Below are 18,287 nucleotides of genomic sequence, written 5' to 3'. Positions count from 1 at the left end.
GTCGGCCCTTGCGGTTCGATGGTCGCGCATTCCGTGTGTCCAAAGTAGTCCCCACCACTTGAAGTAACGGACATCACTTTGGACACCGGCTTCAACTCTGTCCATGCGGCCACGAAATGACGCTTACCGCCCAGCAAGCCGCCTCCCTGACGCGCCTGGTTTCGTAGATGGCCTGGTAGCCACCGTACGCGTCGGCTTGCAGCGTACCGTTGAACGACTCGAGGTGCTGCTGTGGATGGATGCCCTTGCGATCCGGCGTATAGGCGAACCACACCGCCGGCGGCGTCACGTCGGCCGATGCACGATCATCGCGCACGTACACCCACAGGCGACCGGTCTTCGTCTTGCCGTTCCCCGGTGCAAGCACTGGAACCGGCGTGTCGTCGGCGTGCAGTTTCGTCGCTGACATCACGTGACGACGCAGTGTTTCAACGAGCGGCTGCAGCAACGTCGCCGCGTGACCGACCCACTTCGCAAGCAGCGAGCGATCAAGCTCGACGCCTTCTCTCGCGTACATGACCGACTGCCGGTAAAGCGGCACGTGGTCTGCGAACTTCGAGACGAGCACGTGTGCCAGCAGCCCTGGGCCGGCGAGACCGCGTTCGATGGGACGACTCGGTGCAGGCGCCTGAGCGATGTGGTCGCAACACACGCACGCAAACTTCGGGCGCACATGACGGATGACCCGGAAGCTGGCCGGCACGTACTCAAGCTGTTCGGCGACGTCTTCGCCCAGCGGCTTCATCTCGCCGCCACACTCCGCGCACCTCCCGGCAGATTCGGGCAAGTGCGTCCGGATCTCGCGCGGCAGATGTTCAGGCAGTGGCTTGCGCGGCGCCTGTTCCACAGCGGTGCGCGGCGTCTTCTGGATTTCGACCGGCGCCGCGCCTTCGTCGGCCTCAAGCTCTTCGAGGCGCAGCTCGAGTTGCTCGATCTGATGGTCCAGTTTCTCCGACTTGCGACCGAACTGCATACGGCGCAGCTTGGCAATGAGCAGCTTCAGGTGTTCGACTTCGGCGACGCGCGAAGCCAGCGCGGCTTGTTGCGAGTCGACCAGTTCTTGAAGCTTGAGCATTTGCGCGTCGCGCTCGCGCAGCGCCGCCTCCTGGCTGAGCAGCATGGCCTTCAGCGTTTCGACATCGTCGGGAAGTGGGCTCGCGCGCGTCATGCAGGCAGTTTACGCGCCGGCAGCGACGTTTACAACGCTGAGGTCGGTCGAGCCGTTCTCGCCGGTTGCCGCCAGTCGATGCCTTCCAGCAGCATTGATAGTTGTGCCGGGCTCAGGCAAATGACGCCACCATCGGCTTGAGGCCATACGAAGCGCCCCTTCTCGAGTCGCTTCATCAGCAGGCACATGCCATCGCCGCTCCACCACAGCACCTTGAGCAGGTCGCCACGTTTGCCGCGAAACACGAAGAGGTGTCCGCAGAATGGATCGCGTTCAAGCACCGTCTGCACCTTGGCGGCGAGACTGTTGAATCCGGCCCGCATGTCGGTCACGCCGGCAGCCAGCCACACACGCGTGCCGACTGGAAGACCAATCACGTCTCGGCCTCGGCAGCGGCACGCAACGTACGTAACACGACACGCAGCGTGGCTGCGTCGGGCGTGCCCTCGATACGCACGCGTGCGATGCCGACGCAAATCTCAATCACTCCCGCGACGACCGGCTGTGCCTTGTTCTGCGACTGAACGGGCAATGCAGCCGCCGCGCTCTCAATCGTGCGTTCCTCGTGAGTCACTTCAACCGGCAACAGTGTCGGCGGCTCATACTGCCCAGCCTGATAGGCTCGGCGCCATTTGAACAAAAGATTCGTATTGAGCCCGTGTTCCAGAGCGAGTCGTGCGACCGAGACACCCGGTTCACATGCCAGCTTTGCGAGTTCTCGCCGAAACCCAATGGGGTGGTTGGGGGTGCCTTTACGCGTCCGTCTTGCCGCTGTCGCTATCTCAGGTGACAAAGTAGTCTCCACCACTCGTTTGGTGGGGCCTACTTTGTCCACTTTGGCGCCATCGGTCTAGACGGTGCTCAAGCAACGCTTACGTCGCACCACGCCGTTCTCCGTGCGCTTTCTCGGCCGTCGCGTCTACGTTGCCGCAATCATGGTCGTCGTCAGTGCCACGCGCGCCAGTGCCGGCACTGCTGCCGCGATGCATCAGCTCGGCGAGCTGGGCGTGCCGCGCGCAACGATCGCGCAATGGCGGCGCTGGTGGCAGACCGACTTCGTCAGCACGCCGTTCTGAACGCTTGGGCGGGCGGCGTTCGTGCCGCCCGTCGAGACCGTGCAGGCGCCGGCGAGCCTGCTCGAGCGCTTCGCTGCGGCGTTACAGCCTGACCCGATGCTGTGCTGGCTCTCGCCGCTCACCCGCAGCAGCGCCATGAGCACCGTGCATGAGGGACGGTAGCCGCCCGCAGAACTTCTCGCTCGCCCTCTCCGAACAGCGCTTGTAGTCTCGCCTCTCCCCTGAATCGCGGCGCGGTGCGCCGCATCTTTGGAGAACGCATGACTGAACTTCACGATCTACCCGTGCGGGATCGTTGGGCGCGCTTGCGCTTTGCGATCGTCGGCCCCTTGCTTGCAGCACCGCCCGAGTCGGGGCAGTTGCGCGAACTCATCACCGCGCTGGCCGCCAGACGCTGGCGTCATCCCGTCACTGGCGACGATATCCAGTTCGGCCGCTCGACCATCGAACGGTGGTTCTATCAGGCCCGCAAGGCGCCACACGACCCGGTGGCGAAACTGCGCAAGCGCAAGCGCCCAAGTGGCGCCGGCGCAAACCTGTCGCCTCAGACGGTACAGGCGATCCGCACGCAGTACCGCGACCATCCCGGCTGGACCTGCCAGTTGCACTTCGACAACCTCAAGGTCATGCTCGGTGCGGCGAACCTGCCGTCGTACACGACCGTGCGCCGTTACATGCGTGCGCAGGGCCTGTTCCGGGAACGCCAGCCCCGGCACACGGGCGCCGGCGCGATGCTCGCGCGCGATCGCCTCGAGAAGCTCGAGGTCCGCAGCTTCGAGGTCGAGCACGTCAACGCGCTCTGGCATCTCGACTTCCATCACGGATCGCGCAAGCTGCTCATCCATGACGGCCAGTGGATCACGCCGATGCTGCTGTGCGTGATCGATGACCGCTCGCGCGTCGTCTGTCACGCGCAATGGTTTCTCGATGAGACTGCGCGCAGGCCTGATCCACGGACTCGCCCAGGCGTTCCAGCGCCGTGGGCTGCCGCGCGCTGATGACCGACAACGGTGCGGCAATGCTGCCGAGGAGACGACTGCCGGGCTGCTCGCGCTCGGCGTGCTGCATCAGACGACGCTGCCATATTCTCCGTATCAGAACGCGAAGCAGGAGACGTTCTGGGCGCGTATCGAGGGGCGCGTGATGGCCATGCTCGAAGGCGAGACCAATCTCACGCTCGAACTGCTCAACCAGGCCATCCACGCCTGGATCGAGCGCGAGTACCATCACGCGCATCATTCCGAGATCGGCGGCACGCCGCTCAAGCGCTACCTGGCCGGTCCCGACGTGCGGCGCGAGTGTCCCTCCAGCGATGCACTACGGGCCGCGTTTCGCATTGACGTGACACGAACCCAGCGGCGTTCGGACGGCACCGTGAGCCTGGCCGGCACGCGCTTTGAGATCCCCTTGGCTTACCGGCACCTGCAGCGCGTACGCCTGCGTTACGCGGGCTGGGACCTGAGTCGCGTCGATCTCATCGACGCCAACAGCGACGTCGTGCTGTGCCCGCTGTGACCATTGGACAAGGTCGCCAATGCCGACGGCCAGCGCCGTCGCATTGATGCCGTCATTGTCGAGCTGCCACCGGCCACTGCGCCCGGCATCGCACCGCTGCTGCGCCAGATGCTGGCCGAACATGCGGCAACCGGGCTGCCGCCGGCCTGGATTCCCGCTGACTGGCAGGAGGGCGCATGAGCCAACGCCTGCAAGCCCTCTACGGCCTGAAGTGGAACCCGTTCTCGCCGGAGCCGCCGCTCGAAGCGCTGTACGTGCCGCCCCGCGTCGAGAACTTCTGCTGGCGCATCGAGAACGCGCTCGTGCGCGAAGGCGGCTTCGCGATGATCCACGGCGAGCCCGGCACCGGTAAGAGCGTCATCATGCGCGTGCTGGCCGAGAAGCTCGAGCGGCTCACCGAGCTGATGGTCGTCTCGATCAATCACCCGCAAAGCAGTCTCGCCGACTTCTATCGCGAGATGGGCGACATCTTCAATCTGGAGTTCAAGGCACACAACCGCTGGGGCGGATTCCGGTCGCTGCGCGAGCGGTGGCTATCACATCTGCAGAGCACGCGCCGACGTCCGATCCTGTTGATTGACGAGGCCCAGGAGATGAGCGCGGGCGTACTCAACGAACTGAGGCTCATGGCCAGCGCTCGCTTCGATTCGCAGCCGCTGCTGTGCGTGGTGATCGCCGGCGATACGCGCTTGACCGACAAGCTGCGGCGCGACGAACTGCTGCCGCTGGGCAGCCGCATCCGATCTCGCCTGGCGACCGAGAAGGCCACGGTGGATGACCTGCTGGCCTGCCTCGATCATCTGCTCGCGAGCGCTGGCGCCCCACAGCTGATGACGCCGCCGCTGCGCCACACACTGTGCGAACACGCGCTGGGCAACTACCGCGTGCTCACCACGCCTGCCAACGATCTGCTCGCCACCGCCGCGCAGCGGGAATTGACCGAACTCGACGAGAAGCTGTACTTCGAGGTCTTTGCCCCGTCACCGCCATCCTCGCGCCGAACGCCCGCACGTCAACCCAATGGAGCAAGATGACATGTCCCGTAAAACATCACCTCACAAACCCGATGCGGCCCGACGCCTGCCGTTGCCCGAACTCTCCGACGAGGCCGCCTACATGATGCAGTTCTTCATCGAAGACTTCTATCTCTGGTTCAGCCGCGCCTACGCTACCCAGATCCGGCGCTACCGCAAGCCTTGGTACCGCGGTCCGACGCAACCGCCGCATCAGGTCGTCGACGAGCCGTTCTGAAACAACAACGGGGGCTTCATCGCCCCCGTTTTACTTCGTCCCTTGGACATCACATTTAGCTTGCCCATTGCCCCATCGATTTACGTGCTTACGCTCACTGGTTCTGCGCAGTTTGTTGTTCGTAGGCTGACACGGCGGCGGCTATGCCAGCAGGTCAGCCCTTGGCGTTGCAGGCTGCGCGACGTACGCGCTCCGCGCGCGCCGGCTGGCCCTGGGCACGCAACTGCCGCACGATACGAGGACGACGGCAGCTGCCGCGACTCGCCGGGTAGATGGTGGCGACCGCGGCGTCCAGCGCTGCATTGGCCTGAGCGCGCCTGCTCGATCCGCGGCGACGCCACTGGCAATAGCCGCTGCGCGATACATCAAGCATTCGGCACGGGCGGCTGACGCGGTACTGGTCGCGGTGGGAATCGATCCATGCGTACTTCACCGCGACCCTTTCGCGAAGTACGCCGTCGCTTTTGAGAGATTTCGATGTCCAGCTTCGCACTGGCCAATTCCTTGCGCAACCGGCTGTTCTCCGCTTCCAGCGCACTGATCGGGCGAGTTGTTCGTGCCGTGACCGCTTCGCGACCACTCGCCGGGCCAACGCCCTCGAATCGGCAGCCACGCCGCATCCAGTTCCCTAGCGTCGCCACTGGCACCCCAAGCCTTCGTGCAGCCTCGTGCTGCCCGACTGATTCGGCAAGCCTGACGGCCTCGATCATGAATTCGTCTGTGTGTTGTCGTTTCGGCACTGACCTTTCTGACATGCAACCCCTCCGTACAGTAGGAAATTAACAAAATTCCTGCTGTACGCGAAATCGAGGCACGGTCAAACCCGCAATCACTTGAATCAATTCACAAGGTCAGCTACCTCGATCACAGCCATTCCGCAGAGATCCTGGTTTGCATTTCCCACAGCGGCGGCACGGCTAGCCGCTTGCGGCGGTAGCCAGCGAGCGAGCGCCTCCTTGACTTGCATCAAAGTGCAAGCGAGCACTTGTTGGCGGAAGGCTCGGCGCATCTCCTTCGTCACACCGCGACGCTCCGAACGATCGGCTGCACTGGCGAGAGTATATGGTGCCAGAGGTTTGTCGAGTCGCTTGATGACTGAGATGATGGCTCCTTCGAGGGTCTGTTGGCTAAAGTATGCGTCCTGGATCTCGCGCACCGAGCCCGCGAAATCCGCGTAGGTGCCCGCTAGCCGGGGATCGCGAAACGAACTCATCGTAAAAAGGCCATCCTCCGCGCTATAGCTGGCCCAGCCGCCGTAGGCTCCCCCCTCTTCGCGCAGCTTGCGGTGCAGCGCAAGATGGGTCAGGAGCTCGGCGGCAACAGCGAGCGGCGCAGCATCGGGATGCTCGACACTAGGCGCGGCCCATGCAATGTGGCAATGGTTCACCTGGCTTGCCACACGCAAGGCCACGTTGGCGACTTCATGAGCACGCGAGATCGCGTCAGATGCACCCAGCCTGCCAGCCCGAGAGGGGCGCAGGTCCAATGCCTTCGAGGCCTCGAGCGACGATCCGTTCAGGCCAACCCAAATGACGCGATTGGGCACCTCCAGCAACAGCTGGTGAATGCGCTTCAGGTGGTCGGCGATAGCTTGAACGCCCTCCGGCGACTCCAGCATCTTGCCTAGCGCGGCGACGAATGGCAGAGAGGCTAGGCCGTGCACGCGGTGGGCAAATTGCCGACGAATCGAGTAGGCCGCGGCCGCGGCCAGAGAAGCGTACTGGCCGGCCGCCGCTGCTAAGCCGTTGACTTTACGCGCGACGCGCGCTTTGGTCAAAAACGAGATGCGGTCGAGTTCATCGAATCGCGGCACCAAGGTCCACGCCGCGATGGCGGAGGGGATTCCGGCTTCGTCCTCAGTCAGCGCGGAGGCATGAACGTTCAGTTGCGGCGTCAGGCTCGTGCGACCGGCCTCCACCAAGGTGTCCAGCGTCATTGAGAACGAGGACACCTGACGCTGGCGCCATCGGCCCGCTTCTTCAAATCCCAAACTACCAGTCCCGAGGTCCGGCACGATGTCGGCGTACAGGGATAGCCAGGGCCAATCGTCCTTCGGGGCCGTGCTCAGATCGAAAAGCGTGGTCGCATAGGTGATGCCGTTGGTGGCGCCACCGACGACGCTAATCGAGCTGTGCTGATGTTGAATCTCTGGCAACGCGATGGGCTCACGCCTGAGTTCGCTCGGCTGAACGCAAGGCAGTACATCGATGTTGCTTCGAGCCTTGCGGTGTTCGGCCAGAGCGGCCTCCTCGGCGCCGATCTGGCGACGCTCGTCGTCGTTCAGCTCGCGCTCCTTCAGCGCGAGCGCCTTGGCTTCCTGCGCCTCGCGCAGAGTCGCGAAGTCGGCATCTGCAATCACGTGCGTGGCCAGAAGATTCGGGTGATTGATCAGCTCACGGACGGCATGCTTGAAGAAGGCCGGGTCCTCAATCTCTTTCCCGAGTTGCTGAAGCACGGGTTCGATATCGAATGCCGTTGCGACATCGCCTCCGTTCATCAGCAAGGGTACGGCGTCAAGCAACCGGCGCAGTGCGTCTGGGATGGTGTCCCCCTGAATCTCGCGCTTTGCAAAACGCATGTCGCGCAGTGCGGTTTTGAGGACATCCACCGGAACGCCGTCAGTTGCGGCGTCCTCGAGGGCGTGCTCGATACAGCTCTTTGCTCGCTCCACCTGTGTCTCGGTCAATCCTTCCATGCCAATATGCAGCACAAGCTGGCGCAGGCCGCTGTCGACGAAATTCATCTGGCTTGGTCGGCCGAAGCCTGCCGACTGCATCGCCTTCATCACCGGCGCGGAGGCGTCGCCAAGCAAGCCGTGGCTCAGTAGCCGAAGTCGTGCAGTGGCTAGCGGGTCGGTGGATTCACCGAAGCGCCAGCTGAGCTGCAGGCCATGTTCGTCAGGGCGCGCTTGAGCCGACGGTACTCTGACCTGAGCGCGGCGCGGTGCTATCCAGTCAGCAGCCAGCTCTGGCCGACGCGCCGGGCACCGTCCCGTGCGGCGCGAGAGCACGCGCTCAACGAGCTTGGCCTGAATCTCCTTTGCCTCGATTCGACCAGCGCTCATGAACATCGCCTGCGAAGGGTGGTAGTGGCTGGCGTGGAACTCCAGCAGCATTTCGTGTGAAAGCTCCGGGATGACGAGCGGGTCGCCGCCGTAGTTCTCGGCGTAGGACGTTCCGGGGAACAGAGCCTTGTTGAGGCCGGAGTACAGGATGCTCAGCGGATCGCCAAACGCGCCCTTCATCTCGTTGAGCACTACACCTTGACGGACCAGGCGATCGTCCTTGAAGGAATGGCGCCAGCCCTCCTGACGGAAGCTAAGGTAATCCAGCTTGGGGAAGAAGGTCGCGTCAAGATAGACGTCGAGCAGATTGAAGAAGTCGGTGCGATCGGTACTCGCGAACGGATAGACCGTGCGGTCGGGGTACGTCATCGCATTCATGAAAGTCGCCGTTGAGCGCCGCAGCATTGCGAAAAACGGGTCCGCCACCGGGAAACGCTCCGAGCCGCACAGTGCAAGATGCTCGAGGATATGGGCACGCCCGTCGCTAGCTTGCGGAACCGTCGGAAAGCCCACCAGGAAAGCGAACTCGTCCTGGTCGCTGGCCAAATGTACATGACGTGCTCCGGATGCGGGGTCTAGGTATTGCTCGAGCTGCGCGCGCAGATCCGGGATGGGGTGACTGGAGATGTGTTCGAAGGAGGTCATTGTGATTCAGTGTCGGGTTGGCTGATCGATGAGGTACGGCTAAGCGCAGCGGCGCGTGGCCTGTCCTTACGTTCCACTTATGCAACGCCCCTCATTGGTCAAAGAGTTTCAAGCTGTCTAATGATCCCTACTTCGTAGAGAAGGTGCGCGATATTGTCGGGCTGTACCTGAGCCCACCGACCAATGCTTTGGTGCTGTGCGTCGACGAAAAGAGCCAGTGCCAGGCGGGCAGGGCGCTACCCGCTGTTCGCCGCCCTCAATACGGCAACGGGTGAAGTCATTGCGCAATGTAAGCCGCGCCACCGTCATCAGGAATTCCTCGCGTTTCTCAGGCATGCGGATCAGGCGGTGCCCGCACAATCTCGATGTGCATCTGATCGTCGACAACGATGCGACGCACAAGCATCCGAAGGTCAGGGTGTGGCTGGCCAAGCATACGCTACCACATGCACTTCACGCCGACGTATTTTCGCGACATTCGTTAATGTTTAGTTTCGCACACGCTCCAATTTCGTTGTTCATGGCCTCCTACCCGTGTTGACCAATGTTTGACCTACCTCAAGGTCGCCGTTACAGCCGTAGATGAATGGACTCAATTTTGCCTCTGTTGAATTTCCAGTGGGGGGTATCGTCCCGACTTCTGCATAAACACGACGAGGGCAGGTCGTGCACAGCAAGCTGTTCGAAGCCGCATTGGGCGTGAGCAATGAAATGAACGCGTCCGTGCGCCGGTCAAACCCGGCAAGGCGTTGTGAATGAAAGAGTCATACGTTGAAGGTCTAGCCAACCACAACGGCCTCGAGTCATGCGTGTGCGTCCGTAAGGGCGTAGGCGAAGCGTTGGCAGAGGTACGCATCGGCCAGGTATCGAGCTGCGAAATCCATTCCCCGTTCCGAAAGGTGCGGGCTGATCGGGGTGCCGAGGCGCTGGACGCTTGCCGAAAGCCACACCGGGATTGCCGTATTGGCAAGGCAATCCCGGACCCCGCGCGGTCGGAGACCCTGAGCACGTGCGGAAACACCTTGCATGGGAACCGGGAGATCCCGCGCCCTACTGCGTCGCGCTGAACGAGCATCAACATTGCGAAAACGACGAAATGAAGCCCTGCAAGCGTCTGCGGAAGTCGCTCGTAATCTCGTGCGAGCCGCCGGAAGCGATTCAACCAGCCAAAGCTGGCTCGACCACCCAGCGACGCGGCAGGAGGACAAAGCCTTTTTTCGCCTCCGGCAGCTTGATGGCCTGCCGTTCAATGCCTTCATCACGCGCGGCCTGCGTCGCGTCCTCACCTGTATGGTCTTGGTCCGCGAATGCCACCTTCACTGTTTGACCCGATACCTCCTGAACCTGGCGGGCAAGCTCGGCGACCTGCGCTCGCCCCTGCTCGTTGGCCGGCGTAATGTGCACAGCCAGCAGATTGCCCAGCGTATCGAGCGCCATGTGTACCTTGCTGCCACGCTTGCGGTTATAGCCATCGTAGCCCGCACGCGGGCCGCTTTCGCACGTGGACTGCAACGTGCGTCCATCCAGGATAACCGCGCTGGGTTGCCCCCGGCGCTCCTGGGCGATACGCAGCACCGAACGCAATTCGCTGACCATCCCATCGAAACAACCCGCGTTCAGCCAACGTTTGTGTTTGCTGATAGACCAGTTCCGACGGCGCGAAGTTGGTCGGCAGCATACGCCACGAGGCACCGGCTCGCGCCATCCATTTGCGTGCTCCTTCGGAGAAAACGATGTGTGCAAGCTCCGTTTTACTCCAGTCGGGCTTACTTCCGCGGCCCCCCCACATAGCATCTAATGCGACACACAACCGTCACGGATCCCAACATCATTGTTGGCATGCGGTCAGGCGCCTGAGCGCGTTGCACGAGGCAGCACCGTTGCGGCATGTAGAACCTCCACCGAGATCGACCGCAGCGGCGCCTCGTCAATGAAACGGTCCAGCAGTTCGCGCACGTCGTGGTCGATGAAATCGGCGCGGGTTGTGTCGACGATGAGAGTCGCCCGATCCGGGATATGCGCAAGCATCTCCTTGAGCGCCACCTTGCCGAGAAACGACACATCCTTGCGAAACGAGAGCAGGAAATGGTCGTCGTGTCGCGCGAGGGCAATAGGCCGATGCAGATTCGCCCACAACGCGAGCGCGGCGCTGCACAGCACGCCGAGGACAATTCCGGTGAGCAGATCGGTGGCGAGCACCCCGGCAATCGTTACAATGAATGGCGTGAACGCTGCCGCTCCCTGTTTCGCGAGCATAATGAACAGCGACGGTCTGGCGAGCTTGATGCCGGTATGAATGAGAATGGCGGCGAGACTCGCGAGCGGAATCAGGTTGATCGCATCCGTGAGCGCGAACACGCTGACGAGGAGTAGCACGCCGTGCACGATTGCGGAGAGCCTGCTTCGCGCGCCGGCGTGGACGTTGGCCGAACTGCGGACGATGACGGATGTGATGGGCAATCCCCCGATGGCGCCTGCCACCATATTGCCGACGCCTTGCGCTTTGAGTTCGCGATTCGGTGGTGCGGCGCGACGCTGCGGGTCGATCTGCTCGACGGCTTCGAGGCTCAGGAGCGTTTCTAGGCTGGCGACAACGGCAAGCGTCAGGGCGACGATCCAGATTTCTGGATCCACAAGGCGCGCGAAGCTCAACCCGAACTCAGCGAAATGCAAGGCGTCGTGGAGCGCCGCCAACGATTTGATGGCCGGCAACGCTACGCGGAGCTCAGGTGGCAACGCGAGCGTGGCGCCTAACGCGCCGCAAACCAGCGTCGCGCTTACGCCCGCAACTACGACGACAAGCGGCGCGGGCACGAACCGCACTAGGGCGAAGCGTCGCAATGTATGCGTGTCCCAGGCCGCAAGGATGGCCAGCGAGATGGCGGCTACAGTACAGACTATGGGCGAGATGGATACAAGCGCGCCTGCCAACGATTCGGTGTTGCCGCCCGACGTCAGACCGACTGCGAGTGGAACCTGCTTGATGATCAGCAGCAGGCCGATTGCGGCGAGCATTCCCTTGATGACGGGTGTGGGGACATACGACGCGAGCTGCCCGGCTCGAAGCGTGCCGAAGCCGAACTGGATGGCGCCCGAGAGCAGCAATGCAATAAGGAATGCAGAGAAACTACCGAGACGCGCGATGCCGTCGACGACGATCACGACGAGGCCCGCGGCGGGGCCGCTCACACTGAGGGACGATCCGCTGAGCAAGGCGACGACGATGCCACCAACGATGCCAGACACCAACCCGGCTAGCGGCTCTGCGCCGGAGGCTTTTGCAATGCCGAGACACAACGGCAGCGCGACGAGAAAGACTACAGCGCCGGCTGCGAGGTCACGTAGAAGCGCAGAAGGGAAAGCTTTCGAAGTCATGACGGAAACGAAAAATAGTGAAGGGTGAATACCGCGACGGCGAAACTTGTGCGACTGCCATGTTCCGGTGAACGAGGTAAGCGGAGCGATCTGGAGCGGGTCAGACGGGGGCGATTGCCTTCCTTGTTTCACGCCCGTAGCCCGACACGAGTTCGCGCATCTGGCCGTCGTTCAGTGAAAAGATCCAGCCGTGCACAAGGGGAGAGGGTGCACGCCCACGCACGAGCGGATGCTCGCGCAGCAGGCGTACCTGTTCGAGTACATTAAGTTCGACGAGCCGGTTGATGCGTGCCTCTTCCGATGGCAGGCGAGCGAGCGCCGCGTGATGCGTGTGTGCGAGTGCGCAAAGCGGCCTGATGTGGCGGTTGAAGTGCGGCGAGGCATCGGCTGGCGGAAGTAGCGAGGCGCGCACGCCCCCGCATCCGTAATGCCCGCAGACAATGATGTGCGCGACCCGCAGCTCACACACCGCATATTCGAGCACGCTCATGGTGTTGTCGTCATCAACATGAAAAAGGTTAGCGATGTTGCGATGAACGAATAGATCCCCCGGCGCGCACTGGGTGATGGTTTCGACGGGTACGCGGCTATCTGAGCAGCCAATCCAGAGCACTTGCGGTTTCTGCCCCATGGCTAGCGCGCGAAACAAGTTTGGTTCGCGCCGTCCGATTTCCTGGGCCCACGCGACATTGGCGACGAGCATGCGTTTTGGAAGATTCACGAGTCGAGACTCCAATCAGGTCGTTGGCTTCGATCAATGCTTGCGAATAGCCTTCTATCAAAAAAATGGGTCGTTCCAAAATGACGCTGGACGACGCCAATACGTGGCGCGGACTTCGCGGTCACCCGTCAATCAACCAACCCAGTGCACTCGGCCGCCGCCGGGATACCCTAGCAGGCCGCTGGAATACAGCCCAACGGAGACGGCCTTGTTCCGCTTACGCGGTTTCTGCCGAAAATTTTTCTGATTGCGCAATCTCAACGCGAATTCAACGTTGTTTTGGCGGTTTGAGGCTACTTTTTTGGCCTCATTGCCGCTTTCCCGCCACTATGGACGCACCCGTGCCAGCGATCGCATGCGCACAAGGTTGTACGCCGCCATATTCAACACGAACATCTGGTCCACCTTCTTCAAGCCATGCACCATCACCTGGCGCATGCGCCCCACGGTCTTGGCCCTGCCGAAACCCTGTTCAATCAACTTGCGCTTTTGCTCGAAATGGCGTAGCCCACGCTCGAGGCAATCGCATCGTGCACTGCCGAACGCCGCCCCGAGGTGTTTTGCGCAACGTGCGGCGTGACCTTCATCTGCTGGCGCGCCTCGACGAATTCCTGTGCGTCGTAGCCCTTGTCTGCACCCAGCGTGATTTCCGCGCGCGGATCCTCTGCCGCCTGCCGTACGTCGTGGATCATGATCTTGGCCGCTTCACGCTCGGCATGACCGGCGCGTGTCACACGTGCGTTGACCACCAGGCCGTGCCGGTTGTCCGTTAGCGTATGGCCCATGTAACTCAATTCGCTGGCCGTTTTGCCTTTTCGATAGAGCTTCGCATCGGGGTCGGTCTTCGACTGATGTGTCTCGTTGCTGCGTTTCTCGCTTTTTGCAGTCGCCCGCGCCGCCACCATCGTTGTCCTGATCGTCGCCGTTCTTGCGTACAAAACTCTTGTGTCCGACCCACGCCTGGATTAGGGTGCCGTCCACGCTGAAATGCCCGCCCGAGAGCAGACACTTCTTCCCGGCGATGGACACCCCTTCGTTGAAGAATTCGATCACGGCGTCGTGCTCGATCAGACGCTCGCGGTTTCTCGTAAAGACCGTGGGCACCCACACCTCGTCGTCCATCGCCAGGCCAATGAACCAACGAAACAGCAGGTTGTACTGCACCTGCTCCATCAGCTGGCGCTCTGAGCGGATGCTGAAAAGCGCCTGAATCAGCGTGGCTCGCAGCAACTTCTCTGGCGCGATGCTCGGCCTCCCGCCCTTTATGTCCGCTTCGTACATCTGGGCGAACAGTCGATCCATCTTCGCCAGCGCTTCATTCGCCATCACGCGGATCGAACGCAACGGATGCGACTTGGGGACGAAGTCGTCCAGCTTGCACATGGAAAACAGACTCTCGGTGAATGTGTCGGCGCTGACGCCATGCCGACTGCCATTTGCCATCGTCCCGGCAGAAGATTCTTCCATGATGGCGATCTCATACAGTTTTTGCGCCGACAGATGGTGTTGAGCTTGATGAGAATTGCGATGCATTTCATTCCAGTCATTAAGGTTTGCATAACAGAATTCAGTCTACCCGGTATTTTAGATGAGTCATCGTGTCGCAATTGTGTCGTCAAATACGTTAGGCTACCCCGTCCATTGTTTGAACGGAACCATGCGTTGCCTCAGTAGGCGCATAGATTTGCGCACATCTTTTATACCGACTGTGCTTCAGATGCATTGATAAAATGCAGCAAACAGACCTCAATAGGACCTACGCCATAGACATAAGTGCAGGCATAAATTAATTTGATGACGTACTTCTCAGTAGTCTCGCTTACCGCGTGGCATTATTTGCGCTCGGCTGGTTCCGATTATTGGGTGTGCGCAACAAAGTTCGGTGCATGTTGCGGTGGCAGTGCGATGAGTCCGCGTCGATAAAGGACTGCTAACCGGTTTGGTCGCGGATCGATCATATTGGCATTGTCGCGTTGCTGGGGTGGTCGAGTAAAATCGTGGGATGAAGGGTTCTGGTTCAAATAGGTAGGATAGCTTATTGATCGAACAGGACCGCATTCCATACGGTGGGCGCAGCGGCCTCCTTGAGGCCGAGCTTCGCGAGATCGGAGTGCTATCCAGCGAAACCGCGTCGATCCTGATGCGAACGATCTGTGCACGCTGTAATTCCGTGAACACGCGACGCAGCACGCCACTTCTGGACCAGCGGTTCATCCGCGTGTAAATCGTATGCCATCTACCGAAGCGCTTCGGCAGTCCACGCCACTTGCAGCCGTGCTCGGCGACATAAAGATCGCATTGCACTTGCAGGTTCGTCAGACTGACTGTTGCCACGCTGTCGTGGCAGACAATGCTCGATCCGTTGATAATTGGGCTTCGGTGATTTCCATCGCCAGAGTGGACGATCAAACGACATTAGCGTGAACACGCCATAGGACCACTTGTCCACCGGGGCCACGTCACCATCCTTGCCTGTTCGCAGATCTTGCTCCGATACAGCTGCGCAAACTTCCGCAGCTGCGCAAGTTCTTTTCGAGATTGGAACCGAGCCTGATCGGCATCGAACACCGTCACGGTTCGCACTTCTGGGCTCTGGAATTTATCTCGCAGGGGGCACACGGTTCGACTGCTGCCGACACAATATGTGAAACCCTTTGTGGTCGGCGGCAAGAACGACGAGAATGATGCTTCCGCCATCTGTGCAGCTGTGCCACACCCGGCATTGATCCAGCACCGATCAAGCGCCGAACAGCAATCATTGCAGTCGGCTCATCGCATGAGTGAGCGGGCCGTTTGCGAGCGAACCGTGAAGTCAAATCAGATACATAGCATGTTTGCATGCAGAAGAGGGGTTCATCTTCCGGACGGCCCTTGTCCAGCTTCGGTAGGACTTCAATGGTTCAATGGACTGGGAGTCGGTGCCGTCGCAGACGGCTCTCGTGCAAACCTCCTTTGATCGCTATCCGGCGCTTTCGTGCTCGCTGTCTTGCACGTGACCATATTCATTGGACAGGCTTTGACGGATGGGCTTGCCGCATCGCAGATTCAGGTCCAGACGACAGAACGGGCTCGCGAGGATATCGTCGACGCGGTTAGCGGGAAAGAGCGAGTGGAGCGTCAGCCTGATTGCTCGCCAGTCGGTAAAGGCACCGCTTTCGGCAAGTTCGAAGGCCCTCCTCCGGATAATCCCGCGGCACTCGATCGTGTCGGCGTCGGCCATATTTTTCATAGTCGCACCTCCTCCTGAGTAACAGTCATTCGTGCGTCATCCTGACGCGTAACTTCTGGGGAATTCCGGATCATGCGGCCTTGGCACGATGACGAGGAGCCCCCGGGCGACTACGTTGATGGTTTCTCTGCTGCGAACCACGATGCGCCACAAACTAAAAACCTGCCGCCGCCCGCTCGCGCACCTGCATTAGTGAAGATACGCGCGCGATTCACCCTCGATGTTGATATGCGTCAATGCTGCGAACGAGCCAACCAACACCGTGATGCGGTCGGAGTAGAACAGCGAATATAGTCCCTCAATCCCATCTCGTTGTACAGAAGTGTCGTACCCTTCGCGCAGGATCTGTAAAGTGGCTCCCGGATTTGAGACAGTAATTTAGTCGACCCTGAAAAACTCGAAGCGCCTTGCGCGGCAAGGGTTTGAAGCTGATAGTTGTTGATGCATTTGCAGGAACTTCCCGCTCGCGGTGATTTGACTGGTGTCAACCGCAACGATCCCATTCAACTTCTAGCGTTCGTCGAGGCAATTCCGCCCATCCGCGGCAAGCCTGGCAAACCACTATCAAAGCCTCGGGTCGTTGAGGGCGATAGAGGTTACGACCACGACAAATATCGATGTCCACTGCATGCGGTCATGCATTGCAGAAATCGCTCGACGTGGTCAGCCTCTGTTGAGCAGACCATCTCGTGGCTTCACAACTTCCGCCGACTGCGCATCCGCTTCGAACAGATCGCTTCCATCCACGGATGGCTTTCTTCAGAATTGCCTGCTGCATCCATATGCTGGCGACCACCTGAAAAAGTGATTCTGCAAACCCCTTACTGCCGCGGCTTTCCGACACAGCATCAACGTTGAGTGCAAAGTGAGCCACGTCACCCCCCCGAGCCGTGCGCGGGGCTTCTGCGAGAAGAATCAGCGAAGCATTATTCAGTCCCAGCTCGAACTCAAGAGCCGCGAGGAACCGGCTTTGCGCATGACGCTATCCGACGGCTAATGGGTCTACAGGCGGAGCCTTTTCCTCAGGCGTGACGTCAGCGCGCGGGCCGGCAGGCTCGCGAGCGAGGCAACGGCAAATACGGACAGGATCGTCACTGCATCTGCAGCGAGACCCAGCCACACATCATGCTGGCCGCCGGTTGTCCGGGCCAACACGGCATCGGCGCTCAGCGAAACTACGGTGCCGGCGACGAAGCACTGCAGGCTCCTACGGCCGATCGCTCCGACCCACGGTGCCCTCTCAGCAGCGTGTCGTATCCAGCCACGGCGGACGAGATCGGCGACCAGCCACGCCAGCGCGATGAAATTCACCGCGCGTGGCCATTCGAGGTCCCGCTTCATGATGCCAGGCGTTGAGGGCTCGATCCTCAGCTTGTAATAGGCACCAGAGGCGATGATCGCGAGCGCTGCAAGCCACGCGATCCTGCCGAAACGCGCGGAATCGATGTGTTGATAAACGGGCTGGCAGCGCGCGAGTGCGCCGAGCACAAATACCAGTTGCCAGGCGAACGGATTGAAATCCCATCGGTTGTTCAGTGCGGCGGGAAGATACCAATATAAGGTTCCCGCGACCGCCCAGAGCCCGAACGATAGCGCTACAAGTAGCCACGGGCGCTCGCGTGCGAGCGGTACCATCACCGGTGCTGCCAGCGCGAAGAGTACGTACATCGGCAGCACCGACGCAAGATATGGTTGACGGCGTAGCAGCACGATATCGCGCAGCACCGTTGCCGGCGACGCAATCAATTGCTGCAGATCACGTGCCGTGTGCGGCGTTTCGATGTGGAACGCGCGCAAGACGGCGCTCGCCAGCAGCAGTAAGCCAGCCGTGAAAAGAAATGCCCGATAGATCACCCACGCTCGTTTGATAAACCACCTACGCGCGGCCGCTTTGTCGCGGTACGCTGCCAGAGTAGTCCATGCGGTGGCTGTCGAGTAGCCCGCGAGAAACACAAACGCTTCAGCAGCGTCGCAAAGCGCATACGTGTGCAACGTAATGTGCGACACGACGCTGCCGCTGACGTGATCGACGACAACGATCAGCAATGCGAGACCGCGGAGAAAATCGAGTTCTGGCAGCCGGGAGGTCGATGAATGCATGGAGTATGGATGGTGTGAGGCTGGAGCACTCACGGGCAGGGCGCTCGGGTGCAAACAGAACGCATGAAGGAAATTTCATTACGGAAAGGATTCGCCATCAAGAAGAGAGAACGAGCTACCACACTGCTGCCGACGTAGTGTCT

The 18,287-nt window shown here is 60.9% G+C and carries 10 protein-coding genes and 8 pseudogenes; 6 read left to right on the top strand and 12 right to left on the bottom strand.

Annotation, left to right across the window (positions count from 1 at the left end):
- Nucleotides 1-127 precede the first annotated feature (127 nt).
- The 3 genes and pseudogenes from AB4Y44_RS33715 to AB4Y44_RS33705 all read right to left on the bottom strand — a co-directional run.
- Nucleotides 128-1,168, bottom strand: a pseudogene (locus tag AB4Y44_RS33715) (IS66 family transposase); the annotation flags it as partial.
- A gap of 29 nt (nucleotides 1,169-1,197) precedes the next feature.
- Nucleotides 1,198-1,518, bottom strand: coding sequence for an IS66 family insertion sequence element accessory protein TnpB (gene tnpB / locus AB4Y44_RS33710; RefSeq protein WP_368685613.1), 321 nt, complete (start codon nucleotides 1,516-1,518; stop codon nucleotides 1,198-1,200).
- Between the two features lie 23 nt (nucleotides 1,519-1,541).
- Nucleotides 1,542-1,961 (bottom strand): transposase, encoded by a 420-nt coding sequence (locus AB4Y44_RS33705; RefSeq protein WP_083245090.1) that lies wholly within the window; start codon nucleotides 1,959-1,961, stop codon nucleotides 1,542-1,544.
- Between the two features lie 64 nt (nucleotides 1,962-2,025).
- On the opposite strand from AB4Y44_RS33705, the gene AB4Y44_RS33700 reads away from it, so the two are divergent.
- The 4 genes and pseudogenes from AB4Y44_RS33700 to AB4Y44_RS33685 all read left to right on the top strand — a co-directional run bounded on the left by AB4Y44_RS33700 (nucleotide 2,026) and on the right by AB4Y44_RS33685 (nucleotide 5,010).
- A complete protein-coding gene (locus AB4Y44_RS33700; protein ID WP_368661795.1) occupies nucleotides 2,026-2,244 on the top strand; it encodes a hypothetical protein in 219 nt (72 codons plus the stop codon).
- A 260-nt stretch (nucleotides 2,245-2,504) separates the two neighbouring features.
- Nucleotides 2,505-3,939 (top strand): annotated as a pseudogene (locus tag AB4Y44_RS33695) (DDE-type integrase/transposase/recombinase).
- Nucleotides 3,936-4,793: an ExeA family protein gene (locus AB4Y44_RS33690; RefSeq protein ID WP_368661796.1), complete on the top strand. Its 858-nt coding sequence runs from the start codon at nucleotides 3,936-3,938 to the stop codon at nucleotides 4,791-4,793. Before AB4Y44_RS33695 ends, AB4Y44_RS33690 begins: the two are co-directional and overlap by 4 nt.
- 1 nt (nucleotide 4,794) lies before the next feature.
- The gene (locus AB4Y44_RS33685; RefSeq protein WP_069269390.1) at nucleotides 4,795-5,010 is read left to right on the top strand and encodes a hypothetical protein; all 216 of its coding nucleotides are present in this window, start codon (nucleotides 4,795-4,797) and stop codon (nucleotides 5,008-5,010) included.
- Between the two features lie 155 nt (nucleotides 5,011-5,165).
- On the opposite strand, the pseudogene AB4Y44_RS33680 reads toward AB4Y44_RS33685, so the two are convergent.
- Nucleotides 5,166-5,765 (bottom strand): annotated as a pseudogene (locus AB4Y44_RS33680) (transposase); the annotation flags it as partial.
- An 83-nt stretch (nucleotides 5,766-5,848) separates the two neighbouring features.
- Nucleotides 5,849-8,719, bottom strand: a complete 2,871-nt coding sequence (locus AB4Y44_RS33675; RefSeq protein ID WP_368661797.1) for an insulinase family protein — start codon at nucleotides 8,717-8,719, stop codon at nucleotides 5,849-5,851.
- 89 nt (nucleotides 8,720-8,808) lie between these two features.
- Here AB4Y44_RS33675 and AB4Y44_RS33670 point away from each other — a divergent pair.
- A pseudogene (locus AB4Y44_RS33670) lies at nucleotides 8,809-9,183 on the top strand (transposase); the annotation flags it as partial.
- A 605-nt stretch (nucleotides 9,184-9,788) separates the two neighbouring features.
- Here AB4Y44_RS33670 and AB4Y44_RS33665 read toward each other — a convergent pair.
- The 6 genes and pseudogenes from AB4Y44_RS33665 to AB4Y44_RS33640 all read right to left on the bottom strand — a co-directional run.
- Nucleotides 9,789-10,451 (bottom strand): annotated as a pseudogene (locus tag AB4Y44_RS33665) (IS5 family transposase); the annotation flags it as partial.
- A gap of 113 nt (nucleotides 10,452-10,564) precedes the next feature.
- Nucleotides 10,565-12,094, bottom strand: a complete 1,530-nt coding sequence (locus AB4Y44_RS33660) for a SulP family inorganic anion transporter (protein ID WP_368661807.1) — start codon at nucleotides 12,092-12,094, stop codon at nucleotides 10,565-10,567.
- 100 nt (nucleotides 12,095-12,194) lie between these two features.
- Entirely contained in the window at nucleotides 12,195-12,815 is a 621-nt protein-coding gene (locus tag AB4Y44_RS33655; protein WP_368661798.1) for a carbonic anhydrase, read from the bottom strand.
- A gap of 327 nt (nucleotides 12,816-13,142) precedes the next feature.
- Nucleotides 13,143-14,258 (bottom strand): annotated as a pseudogene (locus AB4Y44_RS33650) (IS5 family transposase).
- A 660-nt stretch (nucleotides 14,259-14,918) separates the two neighbouring features.
- Nucleotides 14,919-15,231: pseudogene (locus AB4Y44_RS33645) on the bottom strand (transposase); the annotation flags it as partial.
- 543 nt (nucleotides 15,232-15,774) lie between these two features.
- On the bottom strand, nucleotides 15,775-16,044 hold the full coding sequence (locus AB4Y44_RS33640; RefSeq protein ID WP_342922778.1) for a hypothetical protein: 270 nt from the start codon (nucleotides 16,042-16,044) through the stop codon (nucleotides 15,775-15,777).
- A 474-nt stretch (nucleotides 16,045-16,518) separates the two neighbouring features.
- Here AB4Y44_RS33640 and AB4Y44_RS33635 point away from each other — a divergent pair.
- A pseudogene (locus AB4Y44_RS33635) lies at nucleotides 16,519-16,902 on the top strand (hypothetical protein); the annotation flags it as partial.
- Nucleotides 16,903-17,046: 144 nt separating this feature from the next.
- Here the strand turns inward: AB4Y44_RS33635 and AB4Y44_RS33630 are convergent.
- Nucleotides 17,047-18,144, bottom strand: coding sequence for an OpgC domain-containing protein (locus tag AB4Y44_RS33630; RefSeq protein WP_069269243.1), 1,098 nt, complete (start codon nucleotides 18,142-18,144; stop codon nucleotides 17,047-17,049).
- Nucleotides 18,145-18,287 lie beyond the last annotated feature (143 nt).

This window comes from Paraburkholderia sp. BR10937 (genome assembly GCF_040965695.1).
Classification (GTDB): Bacteria; Pseudomonadota; Gammaproteobacteria; order Burkholderiales; family Burkholderiaceae; genus Paraburkholderia.
This window is presented reverse-complemented; position numbering and strand designations above follow the sequence as displayed.